The 17848-nt window shown below is 74.4% G+C and carries 18 protein-coding genes and 1 tRNA gene; 12 read left to right on the top strand and 7 right to left on the bottom strand.

Annotated features, from left to right (window positions below):
• The first annotated feature begins 12 nt into the window (after positions 1 to 12).
• The 4 genes from BMY04_RS05065 to BMY04_RS05050 all read left to right on the top strand — a co-directional run bounded on the left by BMY04_RS05065 (position 13) and on the right by BMY04_RS05050 (position 4692).
• Positions 13 to 1170 carry a 4Fe-4S dicluster domain-containing protein gene (locus BMY04_RS05065; RefSeq protein WP_091178069.1) on the top strand — a complete coding sequence of 386 codons (1158 nt, stop codon included), beginning with the start codon at positions 13 to 15 and terminating at the stop codon, positions 1168 to 1170.
• Entirely contained in the window at positions 1167 to 2498 is a 1332-nt protein-coding gene (gene nrfD / locus BMY04_RS05060; RefSeq protein ID WP_232506116.1) for an NrfD/PsrC family molybdoenzyme membrane anchor subunit, read from the top strand. Before BMY04_RS05065 ends, nrfD begins: the two co-directional genes overlap by 4 nt.
• On the top strand, positions 2495 to 3838 hold the full coding sequence (locus BMY04_RS05055) for an L-lactate MFS transporter (RefSeq protein ID WP_091178068.1): 1344 nt from the start codon (positions 2495 to 2497) through the stop codon (positions 3836 to 3838). The genes nrfD and BMY04_RS05055 overlap by 4 nt, the downstream gene beginning before the upstream one ends.
• A 212-nt stretch (positions 3839 to 4050) precedes the next feature.
• Positions 4051 to 4692 (top strand): fasciclin domain-containing protein, encoded by a 642-nt coding sequence (locus tag BMY04_RS05050; protein WP_091178067.1) that lies wholly within the window; start codon positions 4051 to 4053, stop codon positions 4690 to 4692.
• A gap of 120 nt (positions 4693 to 4812) precedes the next feature.
• Here the strand turns inward: BMY04_RS05050 and BMY04_RS05045 are convergent, their stop codons facing one another.
• Complete coding sequence (locus BMY04_RS05045) at positions 4813 to 5547, bottom strand: hypothetical protein (RefSeq protein WP_091178066.1); 735 nt, start codon at positions 5545 to 5547, stop codon at positions 4813 to 4815.
• A 146-nt stretch (positions 5548 to 5693) separates the two neighbouring features.
• Between BMY04_RS05045 and BMY04_RS05040 the strand changes: the two genes are divergently transcribed.
• Positions 5694 to 6377 carry a response regulator transcription factor gene (locus tag BMY04_RS05040; protein ID WP_091178065.1) on the top strand — a complete coding sequence of 228 codons (684 nt, stop codon included), beginning with the start codon at positions 5694 to 5696 and terminating at the stop codon, positions 6375 to 6377.
• Complete coding sequence (locus BMY04_RS05035; RefSeq protein ID WP_198409953.1) at positions 6374 to 7750, top strand: HAMP domain-containing sensor histidine kinase; 1377 nt, start codon at positions 6374 to 6376, stop codon at positions 7748 to 7750. Before BMY04_RS05040 ends, BMY04_RS05035 begins: the two co-directional genes overlap by 4 nt.
• A gap of 7 nt (positions 7751 to 7757) precedes the next feature.
• On the opposite strand, the gene BMY04_RS05030 is transcribed toward BMY04_RS05035, so the two are convergent.
• The 4 genes from BMY04_RS05030 to selD all read right to left on the bottom strand — a co-directional run bounded on the left by BMY04_RS05030 (position 7758) and on the right by selD (position 10312).
• Positions 7758 to 8219, bottom strand: a complete 462-nt coding sequence (locus BMY04_RS05030; RefSeq protein ID WP_091178064.1) for a pyridoxamine 5'-phosphate oxidase family protein — start codon at positions 8217 to 8219, stop codon at positions 7758 to 7760.
• A gap of 111 nt (positions 8220 to 8330) precedes the next feature.
• Positions 8331 to 8963 carry an MSMEG_6728 family protein gene (locus BMY04_RS05025; protein ID WP_170854003.1) on the bottom strand — a complete coding sequence of 211 codons (633 nt, stop codon included), beginning with the start codon at positions 8961 to 8963 and terminating at the stop codon, positions 8331 to 8333.
• Positions 8964 to 8966: 3 nt separating this feature from the next.
• On the bottom strand, positions 8967 to 9326 hold the full coding sequence (locus BMY04_RS05020; protein WP_198409952.1) for an antibiotic biosynthesis monooxygenase family protein: 360 nt from the start codon (positions 9324 to 9326) through the stop codon (positions 8967 to 8969).
• Positions 9323 to 10312 carry a selenide, water dikinase SelD gene (selD, locus tag BMY04_RS05015; RefSeq protein ID WP_408630443.1) on the bottom strand — a complete coding sequence of 330 codons (990 nt, stop codon included), beginning with the start codon at positions 10310 to 10312 and terminating at the stop codon, positions 9323 to 9325. The genes BMY04_RS05020 and selD overlap by 4 nt, the downstream gene beginning before the upstream one ends.
• Positions 10313 to 10544: 232 nt before the next feature.
• Between selD and BMY04_RS05010 the strand changes: the two genes are divergently transcribed.
• Entirely contained in the window at positions 10545 to 12188 is a 1644-nt protein-coding gene (locus BMY04_RS05010) for a CotH kinase family protein (protein ID WP_091178063.1), read from the top strand.
• A gap of 82 nt (positions 12189 to 12270) precedes the next feature.
• Here BMY04_RS05010 and BMY04_RS05005 read toward each other — a convergent pair whose 3' ends face one another.
• The gene (locus tag BMY04_RS05005; RefSeq protein ID WP_091178062.1) at positions 12271 to 12513 is read right to left on the bottom strand and encodes a hypothetical protein; all 243 of its coding nucleotides are present in this window, start codon (positions 12511 to 12513) and stop codon (positions 12271 to 12273) included.
• 109 nt (positions 12514 to 12622) lie between these two features.
• On the opposite strand from BMY04_RS05005, the gene BMY04_RS05000 reads away from it, so the two are divergent.
• From BMY04_RS05000 to BMY04_RS04980, 5 genes are all read left to right on the top strand, one after another.
• Positions 12623 to 12718, top strand: a tRNA-Sec gene (locus tag BMY04_RS05000).
• A 55-nt stretch (positions 12719 to 12773) separates the two neighbouring features.
• Positions 12774 to 13856, top strand: a complete 1083-nt coding sequence (locus BMY04_RS04995) for a mechanosensitive ion channel family protein (RefSeq protein WP_091178061.1) — start codon at positions 12774 to 12776, stop codon at positions 13854 to 13856.
• Positions 13857 to 13866: 10 nt separating this feature from the next.
• Positions 13867 to 15177 carry an L-seryl-tRNA(Sec) selenium transferase gene (gene selA, locus BMY04_RS04990; RefSeq protein WP_091178060.1) on the top strand — a complete coding sequence of 437 codons (1311 nt, stop codon included), beginning with the start codon at positions 13867 to 13869 and terminating at the stop codon, positions 15175 to 15177.
• 1 nt (position 15178) lies between these two features.
• Positions 15179 to 16966, top strand: coding sequence for a selenocysteine-specific translation elongation factor (gene selB / locus BMY04_RS04985; protein WP_091178059.1), 1788 nt, complete (start codon positions 15179 to 15181; stop codon positions 16964 to 16966).
• A 26-nt stretch (positions 16967 to 16992) separates the two neighbouring features.
• On the top strand, positions 16993 to 17514 hold the full coding sequence (locus BMY04_RS04980; protein ID WP_091178058.1) for a gamma carbonic anhydrase family protein: 522 nt from the start codon (positions 16993 to 16995) through the stop codon (positions 17512 to 17514).
• Positions 17515 to 17544: 30 nt separating this feature from the next.
• Here BMY04_RS04980 and BMY04_RS04975 read toward each other — a convergent pair whose 3' ends face one another.
• Positions 17545 to 17838 carry a YciI family protein gene (locus BMY04_RS04975; protein ID WP_091178511.1) on the bottom strand — a complete coding sequence of 98 codons (294 nt, stop codon included), beginning with the start codon at positions 17836 to 17838 and terminating at the stop codon, positions 17545 to 17547.
• Positions 17839 to 17848 lie beyond the last annotated feature (10 nt).

Here is a 17848-nt window from a genome sequence, read left to right as displayed (position 1 = left end):
TCAGGACAGGCCTTGACCACCTCCCCCGTCGGTCAGCCGGACGCCCACCGCGGGCCGGACCAGGCCTTCACCTCGGTCGAGCCGGGCGGCCCCGCCGTCCGGGCCGGCTGGGAGGAGCACCCGCCGCGCAAGGGCTTCTTCACCGACACCTCGATCTGCATCGGCTGCAAGGCCTGCGAGGTGGCGTGCAAGGAGTGGAACGGGGTGCCGCAGGACGGCATCTACGAGCTGCTCGGGAGCTCGTACGACAACACCGGCGCGCTCGGCGCGAGCACCTGGCGCCACGTCGAGTTCATCGAGCAGCGCAAGCCGCTCGGCGGGCAGACGACGGGCGTGACGATCGGGGTCCCCGAGACGACGTCGTACGCCGAGCCGTCCGTCGGGCGCGCCGTGCTGCTGGGCGAGATCGGCGGCGACTTCGACGGCAGCGCCGGCGCCGACCACAGCGGGCTGGACCTCTTCGGCTCCCTGAAGCCGGCCCCTGCGCAGGACAAGCCGCTGGTCGACCTGGGCATGCCGGCCTTCGACCTGCCCAGCGCGTCTCCGGATGCGGGCGAGCGCACCGACTTCCGCTGGCTGATGGCCTCGAACGTCTGCAAGCACTGCACCAACGCGGGGTGCCTCGACGTGTGCCCGACGGGCGCGCTGTTCCGCACGGAGTTCGGCACGGTGGTCGTCCAGGACGACGTCTGCAACGGCTGTGGCTACTGCGTCGCCGGGTGCCCCTTCGGCGTGATCGACCGCCGCATCGGCGACAAGAACAAGCCCAAGGACGACCTGGCCAACAAGAACCACGGTGTCGCGCAGAAGTGCACCCTCTGCTACGACCGGCTCAGCGAGAACCTGACCCCGGCCTGCGCCCAGGCGTGCCCGACGCAGTCGATCCAGTTCGGCGACGTCGACGAGCTGCGCGAGCGGGCGCAGAAGCGGGTCGAGACCCTGCAGGCGGCCGGCGTCATGGGCGCCCAGCTCTACGCCGAGGACCCCGACGGCGGCGTCGGCGGGGCGGGGGCGTTCTTCCTGCTCCTCGACGAGCCCGAGGTGTACGGCTTCCCGCCCGACCCGGTCGTGACCACGGCCGACCTGCCGCGGATGTGGAAGAACGCGGGCTTCGCCGCGCTCGGCCTCGTCGCGGCGGCGGCCACGGCCTTCGTGGCGGGCCGGCGATGAGCCCGGACCCGGACGGCACGCGCTCCGACGACCGCGACGTCGACTACCAGCTCGGGCAGCAGGACGCCGGAAGCAAGGCGTCGAACCCTGAGCGCGAGGACGGCGACCGCGCCTTCGACGTGGGCATCCGCGCCGTCCCGGGCACCGAGGGCCAGGGCAGCGCCAGCGCGACCGCCCGGCGTACGGGCGGCGGGGGGCGTGGCCGGCGGGACAGCGGCAGCAGCGAGAAGAAGGGCGGCGGCAAGGCCAGCGGACGGCGCCGCAAGGGTCGCGCCGAGGAGCTGATGGTCCCGGACGCGACGTTCACGTCGTACTACGGGCGCCCGGTCGTCAAGGCCACCCCGTGGGAGGCCGACATCCCCTTCTACCTGTTCGCCGGGGGCCTGGCGGGCGGCTCGTCGCTGCTCGCCGCCGGCGCGGACCTGAGCGGGCGACCGCACCTGCGCCGCAACGCCCGCATCGTCGCGGCGGCGGGGATCACCACCAGCCTTCTCGCGCTGGTGCACGACCTCGGCCGGCCGGAGCGCTTCTACAACATGCTGCGGGTCTTCAAGCCGACCTCGCCGATGTCGGTGGGCACCTGGATCCTCTCGGCGTACGGACCGTTCGCGATCCTCGCCGCCGGCTCGGAGGTGCTGAAGGTCCTGCCTTGGCGCTTCGGCGTGCTCAGCGACCTCGTCGACCTCGCGGCCCGGCCGGCCGGGCTCGCCGCCGCCACGTTCGCCCCGGCCGTCGCCTCGTACACCGCGGTCCTGCTCACCGACACCTCGACGCCGGCGTGGCACGACGCGCACCGCGAGCTGCCCTTCGTCTTCGTCGGCTCGGCCGCGGCCGCCTCGGGCGGGATGGCCATGGTCCTCGCCCCTCTCGCCGAGTCCGGCCCGGCCCGGGCGCTCGCCGTGATCGGTGCCACGGCCGAGCTCGTGGTGGAGCACCGCATGGAGGGTTCGATGGGGCTCTCGGCGGAGGCCCTGCACCACGGGACGCCCGGCCGGCTCATGCGCGCGAGCAAGATCCTCACCGCCGCCGGTGCGACGGGAGCGCTGCTCCTCGGCCGCCGGTCACGGGCCGGCGCCGTCGTCAGCGGGCTCGCCCTGGTCGCGGGTTCGGTCTGCACCCGTTTCGGCGTGTTCGAAGCGGGGCAGGAGTCAGCGCGGGACCCGAAGTACACGGTCGTCCCGCAGCGGGAGCGGCTCGACGCCAAGCGCGCCGCCCAGGCTGCGGGCCGTGAGCCGACGGTTCCTCCCACCAGCGTCCGGCCCGGGCCCTCCGCGGACGACGCACAGAGGACCGACCCCACCAGCCACACCCAGGAGACCGCTCGATGAGCTCGGCCACCACACCTCCCGCTTCGCCCGCGTCCGCGGGCTCCGGCACCGCCGCCGCCGGCAACCCGACCCGTGGACGCTGGGGGCTCGTCGTCGCCGCGCTGCTCATGCAGCTGTCCCTCGGCGCCGTCTACGCCTGGAGCGTCTTCAGCTCCGCGCTGCAGAAGGCCGCGGCCTTCAAGCTGAGCAAGCCCGAGGCCACGCTGCCCTTCGAGGTGGCGATCGGGATGATCTTCATCGGCACCTACATCGGCGGCCGGATCCAGGACCGCCGCGGCCCGAAGATCGTCGCGCTGATCGGGTCGGTGCTCTACGGCATCGGCGTCATCGTGGCGTCCTTCGCCCGCAACGGCGACCAGCTGCCGATCCTGGTGATCGGCTACGGCGTTCTCGCCGGCTTCGGCCTCGGGCTCGCCTACATCGTGCCGATCGCGATGCTGCAGAAGTGGTTCCCGGACCGCCGCGGCCTCATCACCGGGCTCGCGGTGGGTGGGTTCGGTTTCGGCGCCGTCGTCACCGCGCCCATCGCGCAGGCCCTGATCAAGAACAACCCGGACGTCCCGACGGCCGCGTTCCTGCCGCTCGGCATCGCCTACCTGATCGCTGCCGTCGTGGGTGCGTTCTTCTTCCGCAACCCGCCCGAGGGTTACACCGTGCCGGGGTGGACCCCGGCCACCTCCGGCAAGGTCGTCGACAGCGGGCGCGACTACACCCAGGGCGAGGCGCTGCGGACCTGGCAGTGGTACGCCCTCGCCGCGATCCTCACCCTCGCCGTGCTCGCCGGCATCGCCTTCATCTCGCAGGCGACGACGAGCTTCATCGACATCTCGGGCTACACCGCCGCGGCCGCCGCAGCCGCGGTCGGCGCCCTCGGGCTGTTCAACGGCGCCGGACGGATCTTCTGGGCCGCAGTCTCGGGCAAGCTCGGCCGGATGACGACCTTCATCGCGATCCTGGCGATCGAGGGCGTCTGCATCCTGCTCATCCCGCACGTGCACAACGCGGTGCTGTTCTTCGTGCTCGCCGCGCTGGTCTACCTCTGCTACGGCGGCGCGTTCGGCACCATGCCCGCCACGGCGGGCGACTTCTTCGGCGTCAAGCACGCCGGCGGGATCTACGGCCTGATGCTCATCGGCTGGAGCCTCGGCGGCGTGGTCGGCCCGCTGATCGCCGCGGCTCTGATCGGCGGCGACAAGGACTACTCCAGCGCGTACACGGTCATCGGCATCATCGCGCTGGTCGCGATCGTCCTGCCGATCATCACCCGCATCCCGCGGACCCGGCAGAGCGCAAGCGAAGGTTCGCTGGGCGCCGGGAGCGCCGGAGCCGCTCGCCGCTGAGAACTTCTCGCCCGCCGTGCACCGTGACGGTGCACGGCGGGCGGACAGCTCAGCGGTCGACCTGTCGGGACGTCTAGACACCTGATCGTGCCACCGCAGGCACCGTCGTTCGTGCGCGTCCTGTACCGACCGATGCCTTAAATGACGGTGCATCCGCCCTGAATCTTGCTCAGGAACCCCCGAGCACCACTACCGGATCGAAGGAGATTCGCATGCGTGCACCACGGAGGGTGGTCGCGATCGTCGTCGCGGCCCTGACCATGCTCGTCGGGCTCGGGATGCCGGCGAGCGCGCACCCGAAGCCGCACCCGCTGGGCACCCGGAGCCTCGCCACCGTCCTCGCCAAGGACGGCACGGGCTTCGACCACAACCCCAACGACTTCGACATCGCGGACAACGCGGTCGCCGCCGTCCTCGCGGCCAAGCCCGACAGCCCGGTCGCCGTGCTGGCCGACGGCAAGACCCCGCTGACGGCGTTCCTGCCGACGGACCGCGCGTTCCGCCGACTGGCCCACGACCTGACCGGCAAGCACTACCGCAGCGAGAAGGCCGTGTTCACCGACCTGGCCACCACGCTCGGCGTCGACACGATCGAGTCCGTGCTCCTCTACCACGTCGTCCCGGGCACGACGATCACCTACAAGCAGGCGCTCCGCTCGAACGGCGCCGTCCTCCAGACCGCCCTTCCGGGCGCGACGCTGAAGGTCAAGGTGACCCGCCACCACCGCGTCTACCTCGTGGACGCCGACACCGACGACCGCAACCCGCGGATCGTGAAGATCAACATCAACAAGGGCAACGTCCAGATCGCGCACGGCATCGACCGCGTGCTGCGCCCGGTCGACCTGCCCTGAGCTGAGCCGGTCCGCCACGGCGGACCACCGGAGACCGGCGACCGGCCGCACCCTCGGGGTGCGGCCGGTCGTCCGTCGTCCAGCGGCCGTCGTTCGACGGCCGTCCTTCAGCGGCGTCCTTCAGCTGCCGGTGGTCGGCGCCGGGGCGCTGGGGGCGTCCGACGGCGGGGCCGGCGGGGTCGGGGCCCCACCCTGGGCGGGCGGGGTCGGTGCGTCCTGGCCCGGAGCCGGTGGCGTGGGCGCGTCCTGGCCCGGAGCGGGCGGCTTCGGCGCGTCCTTGCCCGGAGCGGGCGGCGTCGGCGCGTCTTTCCCCGGAGCCGGCGGCTTCAGCGCGTCCTTCCCCGGAGCCGGCGGCGTCGGCGCGTCCTTCCCCGGAGCCGGCGGCTTCGGCGCGTCCTTCCCGGGAGCCGGTGGCGCGGGCGGGCAGCCGCCGGGTCCCGCCGGGCCACCCGCCGGACCGTCGGCCGGTGCGGTCGACGGCTGGTCGGTCGGCGCACCGGAGGGCGGTGCGGGCGGGGTCGCGCCGTCCGTCGGCGCGCCGGTCGGGGCGTCGCTCGCGTCAGGGCTCGGCGTCCCGGCGTCGGCGGGTTGCACCTGGGCGGGCGCGCCCCCGCCCTCGGTCTGGCCGCCGCCGGCGGCGAGCGCCGGCACCGCGATGCCGGCGGCGAGGACGGCCGCCACCGCGCCGCCGATCGCCCAGCGACGACCCCGGTGCGTACGGCCGCGCACGACCGGGATCTCCTGCGTGTCGTGGCTGTCCAGGGACTCGTAGCGGCTCGCGTCGGCCCGGTCGGCCTCGTGGCGGGCCTGCGCCCGGCGCAGCTGCTCGGCCGGGTCCTCGTCGTGGTGGTCCATGGGACTCTCCTCGTCGTCTCGTTCCCCACCGCGGTGGCGGGCTCGAGGTCGAATCTGCGGAGCGAACCTGAAGCCGCCCTCAAGCCGACCGGCCGGGCCTGGCTTCTTGAGGTGTTCTTCAGCCCGGTGACGCCACACTGGCTCCCGTGACCAGGTCGGGAGGGAGTGCACGCGTGCTCGTCGTCGAGGACGACGCGGCGATCCAGGAGGCGCTCGTCGGCTCCCTGGGCGACGCCGGCTACGAGGTGCGCGGCCTCCCCGACGGGCGCGACCTGGAGGCCGAGCTCGACCGGTTCCGCCCCGACCTCGTGGTCCTGGACTGGATGCTGCCGGGCCGCGACGGACCCACGCTCAGCCGCGTGGTCCGCTCCCGCACCCCGGCCGCCGTGATCATCGTGACCGCGCGGGACGAGGTGGACGACCGGCTGCGGGGCTTCGACGCGGGCGCCGACGACTACGTGGTCAAGCCGTTCGCCACGTCCGAGCTGCTCGCCCGTACGCGGGCCGTCCTGCGTCGCGCCGGCGTCACCCTGGGCACCATCCAGGTCGACGACCTCCTCGTCGACCCCGCCGCCGCTCGCGTGACCCGCGGCGGCGTGGAGGTCGAGCTCACCGCGACCGAGCTGCGCCTGCTGGTCTTCCTCGCCGAGAACCGCGACCGGGTGGTGTCGACGCTGCAGATCCTGACCCAGGTGTGGGGCTACGACGACTACGCCGACAACCTCGTGCAGGTGCACATCAGCGCGCTGCGCCGCAAGATCGAGGCGCACGGACCGCGCCTGATCCACACGTCCCGCGGGCTCGGCTACGTCCTGCGGGCGCCCCGGTGAGCCGCGTCGAGGTGCCGACGGGCGGCCTGCGGACCCGCTCGCTGCGCAACCGGGTGACGATCACCGTCCTGCTCTTCATCGCCGCGATGCTGGTCGTGCTCGCCGTGGCCACCGACCTCGCGCTCGGGGCCCGGCTGCAGGGCGAGCTGAGGCAGCGGCTGCAGGACCGCGCGACCTACGCCACCTACCTCGTCGGGCAGGTCGACATCCAGACCCTCGTCGACCGGCTCGAGGGCGACGGCGTCTCGGTCACGCTGACCACGAGCTCCGGCCAGGTGGAGAGCAAGGGTCCGCTGGCGCCGAGCGGCGCCGGTTCGACGGCGCCGGGTCCACCTCCGGGCCCGAGCGGCGGACCCAAGGGTCCGGTCCGCGAGCAGGGCAAGATCCTGTCGGTCACCGAACGTCTGTCCGACGGCAGCACGCTCGTCCTGCTCGCCGACTCCGGCGACGTCCAGCGCACCCTCGACCAGGTCCGGACGACGCTCGCGGTCGCGGGACTGGTGCTGCTCGCCCTCGCCGCCCTCGCGCTGCGGCCGGTCGTCAACCGCGCGCTCCGCCCGCTCGACCAGGTCACCGCCACCGCCCGCGCCATCACCGCCGGCGATCGCGGCGCGAGGCTGCGGCCCGACCGGCCCGGGACCGAGCTCGGGCAGGCGGCGTCGGCGTTCGACGCCATGCTCGACGAGGTCGAGGGCGCCGAACGTCAGGCCAAGCGGGCCGAGCACCGGCTCCGGGCGTTCCTCTCCGACGCCGCCCACGAGCTGCGCACGCCGCTCGCCGGGGTCCAGGCCGCCGCGGAACGGTTGCTGCGCAGCACCGACGACCGCCGCCAGCGCGAGGAGCTGAGCGTGACGGTCATCCGCGAGGCCCGGCGCGCCAGCCGCCTCGCCGACGACCTGCTGACCATGGCCCGCATCGACTCCGGCCTCGAGCTGCACCGGGTCCCGGTGGACCTCGGAGCCGTGGCGGCGGGCGTGGTCGAGGTCGCCCGGCTCGGCCACCCGGACGCCCGCCTGGAGGTGGTCGGCCACGCCGGCGGCGTCACCGCCGACCCCGACCGGCTGACCCAGGTGCTCACGAACCTCGTCGACAACGCCCTCGCCGCCACCCGCCACCGCGGGCACGTGGTCCTCGACCTGAGCCGTCAGCAGGACGCCGCCGTCGTCGACGTGTCCGACGACGGGCCCGGCGTCCCGCCCGCCGACGCGGAGCGCGTGTTCGAGCGCCTCGTCCGCCTGGACCCCTCCCGCTCGGGCGGCGGCTCCGGCCTCGGCCTCTCCATCGCCCGCGGCATCGCCGAGGCGCACGGCGGATCGCTGACGCTGCTCCCGTCCGAGCGCGGGGCGCGGTTCCGTCTCCGCCTGCCGGCCTGAGCGCGGGTCAGGCCGACAGCGCGCTGGGGAAACGGTGCTCGAAGTCGAGGAGGTTCGCCCAGCGCGGGGTGATCTCGACCCGCCCCATGGGCTGGCCGCGCAACGACGCGACCCAGGCCTGCCCGGCGTCGGGGCCCAGGTAGCGCTCGGCGGCGGCCGCGTACTCCGGCACGACGTCGTCGAGCCGGGTCACCACGGCCGTCCCGCGCACCGACAGCACCCGGTAGGGCCACGCGTCGGAGTCGATCGTCACGGCGACCTCTGGGTGCCGCTCGAGCGCGTCGAGCTTGGGCGCCCGCGCGGGGCTGCCGATCACCAGCGCGCTCCCCGTCCAGTGGAACCAGACCGGGACGACCCGCGGCGTCTCGTCGGTCCAGAGGTAGGCGAGCCGGGCCGGGAGCCGCGAGCCCAGCAGCTCGACGGCCAGCGGGTCGGCCAGCAGGTCGAGGTCTCCGGCGACGACGCTCATCTCGCTCCCCTCTCGGTGGGCAGCGACCGTAAGCCTCGGGCGAAGGTGCGGGGCAGGTCCGCGAACCCGTGACTGGCCGTTCCCACGGGCCGCGTACTCGGGCGCGCCGGGTCAGAGGCCTTGCTGCTGGGCCGCGCGCCGGTTCGCCGCCCGCGTCTTCGCGCCCCGCTTCGCCGCGGCGCTCCGGGCGCGGCGCTGCTTCTCGATCTCGAGCGCCAGCTTCTCGCGGCGGCGCTGCTCGCGCTTGACCGCGTTCTCCGCCTTGCGCTGCTCGGCCTCGACCACGGCGGGCGAGCGGACCGGCCAGACGTACGGCAGGTCGGCCGGGGCGTCGGGGAACAACGGCCCGTAGCGTTCCGGGTCCTTGCGGACGAGCGCCGAACGGTGGCTCTCCAGCACGTGCTCGTCCTCGACCCACGCCGGCAGCGCGCCCGCCTCGCGGAGCGCCTCCTCGGTGCGGATCTCGGTGACCCCGTACGCGGCCAGGTCGTCGACGATCGTGCCCGCGCACGTGTCGTCGAACCCGCGCTCGACCCACACGTCGCACATCACGAGGCCGTAGCGCCCGAGCGCCTCCTCGTGGCCCTGCCACATGAGCACGGCGGGGTGCGACTTCCAGGCGTAGCCCGGCACCGTGAGCGCACGCACGATCTGGATGACCTCGACGCGCTGCTTGCCCAGCCGCTTGAGGTCGAGGACCCGCGCCGAGGCCTCGAAGTCGGCGTACGGGAGGAAGGTCTGCACCCGCTACAGACCGAGGGGCTCGGGGTCGGTCGGCAGGGCCGGGTCGTGGTCGTCCGGCGGCAGGTCCGGCGTCTCGAACTGCACGCGGGCGACCTCGAGGCACGCCCGCCCGACCAGCGCGCGGAACTCGCCGTGCTCGGGGTCGACGTCGTAGGCCTGGTACGCCGCCGCGTCGACCCAGTCGTTGGTGATGGCGAAGCTCCAGCCGCCCTCGCGCAGGCCGGCGTCGAAGCCGATCCGCATGGGCCCGACGAGCCCGGCGGGCCGCATGCCGGCGAGGCCGAGCAGGCCGGTGTCGAGGCCGAAGCGCACCTCCTCGGTGGCGTCGGGGTCGATGCGGCCGAGGACGACGTTCCTGATCACCGGACCACGATCCCATGCTCGCCGGCGGCGACGGTCTCGCCGACCACCGGAGCGCCGGGGACCTCACCGACGACCAGCAGGCCGCCGCTGGTCTGGGCGTCGGCGAGGAGCAGGAGCTCGCCCTCGTCGACGCCGTCCGCGGCGAGGTGCGGGCGGACCCAGTCGAGGTTGCGCCGCGTGCCGCCGCTGACGAAGCCGTCGCGCAGCGCCTCCCGGGCCCCGTCGAGGTACGGGACCTTCGTGTGGTCGACCACGAGGGTCACGCCCGAGGCGCGCGCCATCTTGTAGCCGTGCCCGAGCAACCCGAAGCCGGTCACGTCGGTGACCGCCCGGACGCCCGCGGCGAGCGCGGCGCGGGAGGCGTCGGCGTTGAGCCGGACCATCGAGTCGATCGCGTTGCGGAACACCTCGCCGGTCGCCTTGTGCCGGTTGTTGAGGACCCCGACGCCGAGCGGCTTGGTCAGGCTGACGGGCAGGCCGGGCTCGGCGGCGTCGTTGCGCAGCAGCCTCGCGGGGTCGGCGATCCCGGTCACGGCCATGCCGTACTTGGGCTCGGGGTCGTCGATGCTCTGGCCGCCGGCGACGTGGACGTGGGCCTCGCGGGCGACGTCGAGCCCGCCGCGCAGCACCTCTCCGAGCAGCTCGAGCGGCAGGACGTCGCGGGGCCAACCGACCAGGTTCAGCGCGACGAGCGGGGTCGCCCCCATGGCGTAGACGTCGGAGAGGGCGTTCGCGGCGGCGATGCGGCCGAAGTCGTACGCGTCGTCGACGACCGCGGTGAAGAAGTCGGTGGTGGCGACGATCGCGCGGTCGCCCTCGATGCGGACGACGGCGGCGTCGTCGCCGCTCTCGAGGCCGACGAGCAGGTTCGCGTCGGACCACGGCGTGAGCCCGGCGACCACGGCCTCGAGCTCGCCCGGCGGGATCTTGCAGGCGCAGCCGCCGCCGTGCGCGTACTGGGTGAGCCTGATCGGCCCGGTCTTCAGATCGAGGGTCGCCGTCACGTGCCCAACCGTAGTCAGGCGCCCGGCACCGTCCCGGTGCCTCCAGCCGGGCCCGGCCGGACGCCCGACGTCTGTGCTGGGCGGACCTTGGTCCCGAGCGTCATGGCCCTTGGTCCTGACCTGCTCGCGAACCGGCCCGCGCCGGCGCCGCTCGTCCTTACCGTCGACCGACACCGGTCGGTGCTGACCGGTGGTGACCGGAGGGGGCCGGGACATGGGACGAGGACGAGGACGAGGGCTGCTGGTCGCGGTGGCCGTCGGCGCGGTGGTGGGGGCCGGGGCGATGGTCGACGGGGCGGCGGCGGCCGGGCCCGCGATCGGGCTCGACGCGATCAGGAGCAACAGCTCGGGGACGCAGGCGAGCGCGACGGCGCACGTGACGCCGGCGAAGAAGGGGGCGACCGTCCGGCTCCAGGCGCTGACCCTCGTCACCACCAACACCGACGAGGTCACGAAGCCCACCTGGAAGACGCTCGACACCGCGAAGGAGGACGCGCAGGGCGAGGTCACCTTCGCCCTCGACGACCCGCTCGAGGTCGAGCACCGCTACCGGGCGGTAACGGGTTCCGACGACCAGGTCGTCTCGAACGAGGTCACGTTCGCCGCGCCGGCGACCACCAAGCGCACCGGACTGTCGACCGTCTACCTGAACACCAACGAGGGCCACTCGATCAACACGCGCAAGCGCTACTTCGAGGGCCAGTTCACGATGACCGCCAGCTCCGCGCTGCCGAGGTGCACGGCGGTGCCGACGCAGTCGCACGTCATCGCCAAGGGTCGCGGCAACTACTCGTGGACCTTCGCGAAGAAGTCCTTCACGGTCAAGCTCGACGCCAAGACCGACCTGTGCGGCATGGGCAAGAGCAAGAAGTGGGCGCTGATCGCCAACGCGTACGACCGCTCGCTGCTGCGCGAGAGCGCCGCCTTCGACCTGGGGTCGAAGCTGACGAACCTGGGCTGGACGCCGAGGTCGGCACCGGTCGACCTCTACGTCAACGGCTCGTACCGCGGCAGCTACCTCCTCGTGGAGCGGATCACGATCGCGGACGACCGCGTGGCCATCGACGAGCTCGTGAACGGTTCCGAGGACCCGACGGGCGCGAACGACCGGGAGCCGAACGTCACCGGCGGCTACCTGCTCGAGTGGGACTTCCGTCACGACGCGGACCACAACGTGCACGCCGGCAGGCGCGGCTGGGTGGGCATCAAGGAGCCGGAGGACGAGGACGACGGGACCGGCATCACCAAGAAGCAGGTCAGCTACGTCAACTCCTACCTCGACGCGACCGACAAGGCGCTGTACGGGTCGAGCTGGAAGAGCGACACGAAGGGGTGGAAGGCCTACATCGACGAGAAGTCGGCGGTCGACTACTACCTCGCCCAGGAGCTGACCAAGCCCGTCGACGGCAACATGTGGGCCAGCGTCTACATGTACAAGCCGCGCGGCGGCAAGCTCCACTTCGGGCCGATGTGGGACTACGACCTCGCCGAAGGTTCCGCGAGGCGCGCCGGGGGCACGGTGAGCCCCACCGGGTGGTACCTCAAGAACCCGGTCGCGACCTCGGCGAAGCAGTCGAGCAGCACCTGGTTCAACCGACTGAACGACGACCCCGACTTCCGCAGGGCCGTACGGGCCCGGTGGAAGGAGGTCTACCCCCAGCTGAAGGGCGAGGACGCCTTCCTGGCCGCCCAGCGGACGGTGATCGCGAGGTCGGCCGACGCGAACTTCGACAAGTGGTCGGTCAAGAGCCACCTCAGCAAGGCCCAGGTCGTGAAGGGCTCGTGGTCGAAGGAGGTCAGCTACCTCCGCGGCTGGCTGAAGAAGCGCATCAGCTGGATGGACGACCAGTACCGCTGAGCGAGCAGCACCCGCCGAGCGGGCAGCGGGTCCCGGTGCGAGCCGGGGCCCGCTGCCGGGCGTGCAGCGCCGCGGGGCGGGGTCAGTCCCGGACGGACACCACCACGCCGGTCTCGCTCACGCAGCTGAGCACGGGGTGACCGGTGTGGACGACCAGCGGGTTCGCGGTGTCGGCCGGCGTCGTCGCCACCCAGCCGCCGTCGGCGACGCAGCCGTCGACCCACGCCTGCTCGCGCGCCGCGGCGCCCGCCCGCACCAGAAGCAGCAGGCCGACGACGACGGCGAGCAGGGCGACGACCAGCAGCACCCGTCGCGCCACCGCCATCGCGCCCTCCTCCGTCGTCCGGCTCCTGCCCATCCTCGGTCCGGAGGTCCCGCCCGCGGAAGGGTCCGCTCCCGGACCGGACCTCCACCTAACGGCTACGCTCGCCCACGGAGGCGTACAGGCGCCTGGTGGCCCTCCCGGTCTTCAAAACCGGTGAAGCCGAGCACCTCGGCTTGGCGGGTTCGATTCCCGTCCGCCTCCGCCACCACCCCCAGCGGACCGCCCTTCCCGTGCGGCGCCGGGGCGAGGAACCTTCTGCCATGGCTGTCCCGTTCACCGACTTCGCGCTCACCCTCCTGATCGCCCTGCTCGTGACCCTCGTCGGCGTCGTGGTCGTCCACGTCGTCGCGCACCTGCTCTCGCGGCGCTGGCCGGTCGCGGGCGAGCTGTCCCGCTACACCGCCGTGCCGTTCCGGCTCCTGGCCGTGGTCCTGGTGATCGCCGTCGTCTGCCGGACGTCGCGACCGCAGGACGTCACCCCGAACATCTGGGAGGGCGTCGAGCTCGTGCTCCGCCTGCTCTCGATCGGTGCCGTGGCGTGGTTCGTGGGCGCGCTGCTCCTCTTCCTCGAGGACCTCGGGCTGCAGCGCTACCGCACCGACGTCACCGACAACCGCAACGCGCGCCGGCTGCGGACGCAGGTGCTCGTCATCCGCCGCCTGACCGTCGCGCTCGTCGTGCTGATCGCGCTCGGCGCGGCCCTGCTGAGCTTCCCCGGCGTACGGGCCGTCGGCGCGAGCCTGCTGGCGTCGGCCGGCCTGCTCAGCGTGGTCGGCGCGGTCGCGGCCCAGTCCACGCTGGCCAACGTCTTCGCCGGCATCCAGCTCGCCTTCTCCGACGCCATCCGCATCGACGACGTCGTCGTGGTCGACAACCAGTGGGGCCGCATCGAGGAGCTCACGCTCAGCTACGTCGTGGTCCACCTGTGGGACGACCGCCGCCTGGTGCTGCCCTGCGGCTACTTCACCAAGGAGCCGTACGAGAACTGGACCCGCCGGACCTCCGAGCTCCTCGGCGCCGTCGAGCTCGACCTGGACTGGCGCACCGACGTCGACGGGCTCCGGACCCGGCTCGACGAGATCCTCGAGACCACGACGCTGTGGGACGGGCGGACGAAGTCGCTGCAGGTGACCGACGCGACCGGCGGGCTGGTCCGGATCCGCGTCCTCGTCACCGCCGCGGACGCCTCGACCCTGTTCGACCTGCGGTGCCGGGTGCGCGAGGGCCTGGTGGCCTGGGCCCGCGACGACGCGGACGCCGCGTCGCTGCCCCGCCAGCGCGTCGAGCTCGTCCCGCCCGCCCGGACGGCTCCGTCACCGGCCCCGTTCGCGTCGCCTTCCTAGGATCGGGGCCGTGAGCACCACGGCAGACCCCCGGCGCCTGGTCCCGCGCACCGACCGCGTGCTCGCCGACCCCCGCCTGCAGGACGCGTCCGCCCGGCTCGGCCCAGACCTCGTCAAGGCCGCCGTCGTGGCCGCGCAGCAGCGGGCCCGTTCCGGCGAGCTGGCGCCCGACGCCGTCGCCGACGCCGCGGTCGCCGCCCTGCCCCGCGCCGCCGCCAGCACCCGCCCGGTGATCAACGCGACGGGCGTCGTCCTGCACACGAACCTGGGCCGCGCCCCGCTCTCCCCCGCCGCCGTCGAGGCGCTCGTCGCCGCGGCCGGCTACACCGACGTCGAGTTCGACCTCGCCGACGGTTCCCGGGCCCGCCGCGGCCGCGGAACCCTCGCGGCCCTGGCCGACGCCGTCCCCGCGGCGGAGGCCGTGCACGTGGTCAACAACGGCGCCGCGGCGCTCGTCCTCGCCACTACAGCCCTCGCCGCCGGCCGCGAGGTCGTGGTCAGCCGTGGAGAGCTCGTCGAGATCGGCGACGGCTTTCGCCTGCCCGACCTGATCGCCTCCACCGGCGCACGGCTGCGCGAGGTCGGCACCACCAACCGCACCCACCTCGCCGACTACGCCGACGCGGTCGGCCCCGGGACGGGCTGCATCCTCAAGGTCCACCCCAGCAACTTCCGCGTCGACGGCTTCACCTCCAGCGTCGACGTCGGCGCGCTCGCCGGGCTGGGCGTGCCCGTCGTGGCCGACCTCGGCAGCGGGCTGCTGGTCCCCGAGCCGCTGCTCCCCGACGAGCCCGACGCCGACACCGCCCTCCGCGTGGGCGCCGACCTCGTCACCGGCAGCGGCGACAAGCTCCTCGGCGGACCGCAGGCCGGGCTCCTCCTCGGGCGTACGGCCGTGGTCGAGCGCCTGCGACGCCACCCGCTCGCCCGGGCGCTCCGGGTCGACAAGCTCACCCTCGCGGCGCTCGAGGCGACGCTGCGCGGACCGCGGACGCCGACCTGGGCGGGCCTGCACGCCGACCCCGACGACCTGCGGCGACGCTGCGACGCCCTCGCCGCCGCCCTCGACGGTCTCGGTGCGGAGGTCGTCCCCAGCGCCGGCGCCGTCGGCGGCGGCGGAGCCCCGGGCCTGGAGCTGCCCGGCTGGGCCGTCGCCCTGCCGACCGCGTACGCCGCCGCCCTGCGCACCGGGGCCGCCGTCGTCACCCGCGTCGAGCGCGGCCGCTGCCTGGTCGACCTGCGCTGCGTCGACCCCGCCGACGACGCCCGCGTGGCCGGCGCCGTGCGCGCCGTCCGGCTGCCCGGGGCCGACGGGGCCTGACGTGCACGTCGTCGCCACCGCCGGCCACGTCGACCACGGCAAGTCGACCCTGGTCCGCGCCCTGACGGGCATGGAGCCCGACCGCTTCGCCGAGGAGAAGCGCCGCGGCATGACCATCGACCTCGGCTACGCGTGGACGCGCGTGGGCGAGGGTCCCAGCAGCACCGAGCTCGCCTTCGTCGACGTGCCGGGGCACGAACGGTTCATCGCCTCGATGCTGGCCGGGCTCGGCCCGGCGCCCGCCGTGATGTTCGTCGTCGCGGCCGACGAGGGCTGGCGGCGCCAGTCCGAGGAGCACCTGGCCGCCGTCGACGCGCTCGGGCTGACCACCGGGCTGCTCGTCGTCACCCGCAGCGACCTCGCCGGCGCAGGCCCCGCGACGGCCGAGGCACGGGAACGCATCGCCCGCTCCAGCCTCGGCGCCGTGCCCGCCGTCGCCGTCTCCGGCGCCACTGGCGCCGGGCTCGACGACCTCCGGGCGGCGCTGCTCGACCTCGTCGGAACGTTGCCGGCCCCGCGCACCGACGGCCGGGTGCGGCTCTGGGTCGACCGGGCCTTCACGATCCGCGGCGCGGGAACCGTCGTCACCGGCACCCTCGGCGCCGGCACCCTGCGCGAGGGTGACCTGCTCGCCCTGGGAGAGCGCGAGGTCACCGTCCGCGGGCTCCAGTCCCTCGGGGCCGACGTGCCGCAGGTGCCCGCCGTCGCCCGCGTCGCCGTGAACCTCCGCGGCGTCGACGTCGAGCACGTCGGCCGGGGTGACGCGCTGCTCACACCCGGCGCCTGGCCCACCACCGACCTGCTCGACGTCCGCGTGCGGCCCCACGACCCGGACGCGCGCGCCGCCGACCTGCCCGCCGAGCTCGTCGCGCACCTCGGCACCGCCGCCGTGCCCGTCCGGCTCCGCCCGCTGGACGACGAGCTGGTCCGGCTGACCCTGCACCACCCCCTCCCGGTCGAGCCGGGCGACCGCCTCGTGCTGCGCGACCCCGGGCGCCACGCGGTCGCCGCGGGGGCCGTCGTGCTCGACGTGGCCCCACCGCCGTTGAACCGTCGCGGTGCCGCCGCGGCCCGCGCCCGCGAGCTCGCCCACGCCGACGAGCCCGCCGCGGTGCTCGCCGACCGGGTCCGCCGGGCCGGCGCCGCCCGGGCCGCCGACCTCGTCGCCGCGGGCGTGCCCACCGCCGACACCTCCCGCGTCCGTACGGTCGCCGGCTGGTTCGTCGACCCGGCCACCTGGGACCGCTGGGCCGCCGACCTCGCTGCGGCGGTCGACGAGCAGGCGGCCCGGACCCCGCTCGACCCCCGGCTCACCGCCGACGCCGCCCGGCGCCGCCTCGGCCTGCCGGACCGGTCCCTGCTGGCCCCGCTCGTCGAGGCCGCGGGCCTGGCGTACGCGGACGGTCGCGTCGGGCGACCGGGCGACGACCGCGACCTGGGTCCCGCCGAGGTGGGGATGACCAGGCTCGAGGCCCACCTCGGAGCCCACCCGTTCCTCGCCCCGGAACGTCCGGATCTCGACGCCTGGGGCCTCGGCGTGCCCGAGCTCGCCGCCGCCGAACGGGTCGGGCGGGTGGTGCGGCTCGCGCCGGACATGGTCCTGCTCCCCGACGGACCGGCGCGGGCGATGCGCGAGCTCGCCGCGCTGCCCCAGCCCTTCACGACCAGCGAGGCCCGCCTCGCCCTCGGCACGACCCGCCGGGTCGCGATCCCGCTGCTCGAGCACCTCGACCGCCGGGGCTGGACGGTGCGCGTCGACGCCGGCCACCGGAGGGTGAAGGGCCGGTGAAAAGTCGCGCCCACTAGGGTGAACGCGTGCCCCTGGTGCTCCCGTACGCCGACCACGAGCCCGTCCTCGACGCGACCACCTGGCTCGCGGAGAACGCGACCGTCGTCGGGCAGGTGCGCCTGCACGCCCGCTCGAGCGTCTTCTACGGCGCGGTGCTGCGCGGCGACATGGCCGAGATCGTCGTGGGCCGCGGGACCAACCTCCAGGACAACGTCGTGGTCCACACCGACACCGACTTCCCGGCGCTGATCGGGCTCGGCGTCAGCGTCGGCCACGCGGCCGTCGTGCACGGCTGCACGATCGAGAACCACTGCCTCATCGGCATGAACGCCACCGTCCTCAACGGCGCGGTCATCGGCACCGGGTCGCTGGTCGCGGCTGGCGCGGTCGTGCTCGAGGGGACGGTCGTGCCGCCCCGGTCGCTCGTGGCCGGCGTCCCCGGCAAGGTCCGCCGCACCCTCACCGACGACGAGCGCGCGCACATCGTGCGCAACGCGGAGGCGTACGAGGTGCTCGCCCGCGGCCACCGGGCGGCCGCGCCGCGCTGAGCGCGCGTCGGGGCCGGGGTCGGACCGCGATCAGCCCTGGGCGAGCGTGGGCGGTGGGAACTCCAGCGCGTCCCACTCGCGGACGGCCGACGGCACGGCCAGGCCCTCGAGCACGAAGGGGTCGCCCTGCGGGAAGGCCTCGGCGGCCTCCGGGCTGCGGAACACGGCCATCGACCCGCTGGCGGGCGCGGGCAGCATCGGGCCGATGAGCACCACCTGCCCGGTCCGCGCGAAGTCGTCGAGATAGGCGCGGTGGCGCGGGTAGACCTCGGCGATCTGCTCGGCCCCGCCCTCGGCGACGGCGTAGACGACCACGTAGAGCACGCGCACACTC

Source organism: Microlunatus flavus, from assembly GCF_900110855.1.
Lineage (GTDB): Bacteria > Actinomycetota > Actinomycetes > Propionibacteriales > Propionibacteriaceae > Microlunatus > Microlunatus flavus.
Note: the sequence above shows the minus strand (reverse complement) of the source record. Positions and strands in the feature narration are given on the sequence as shown.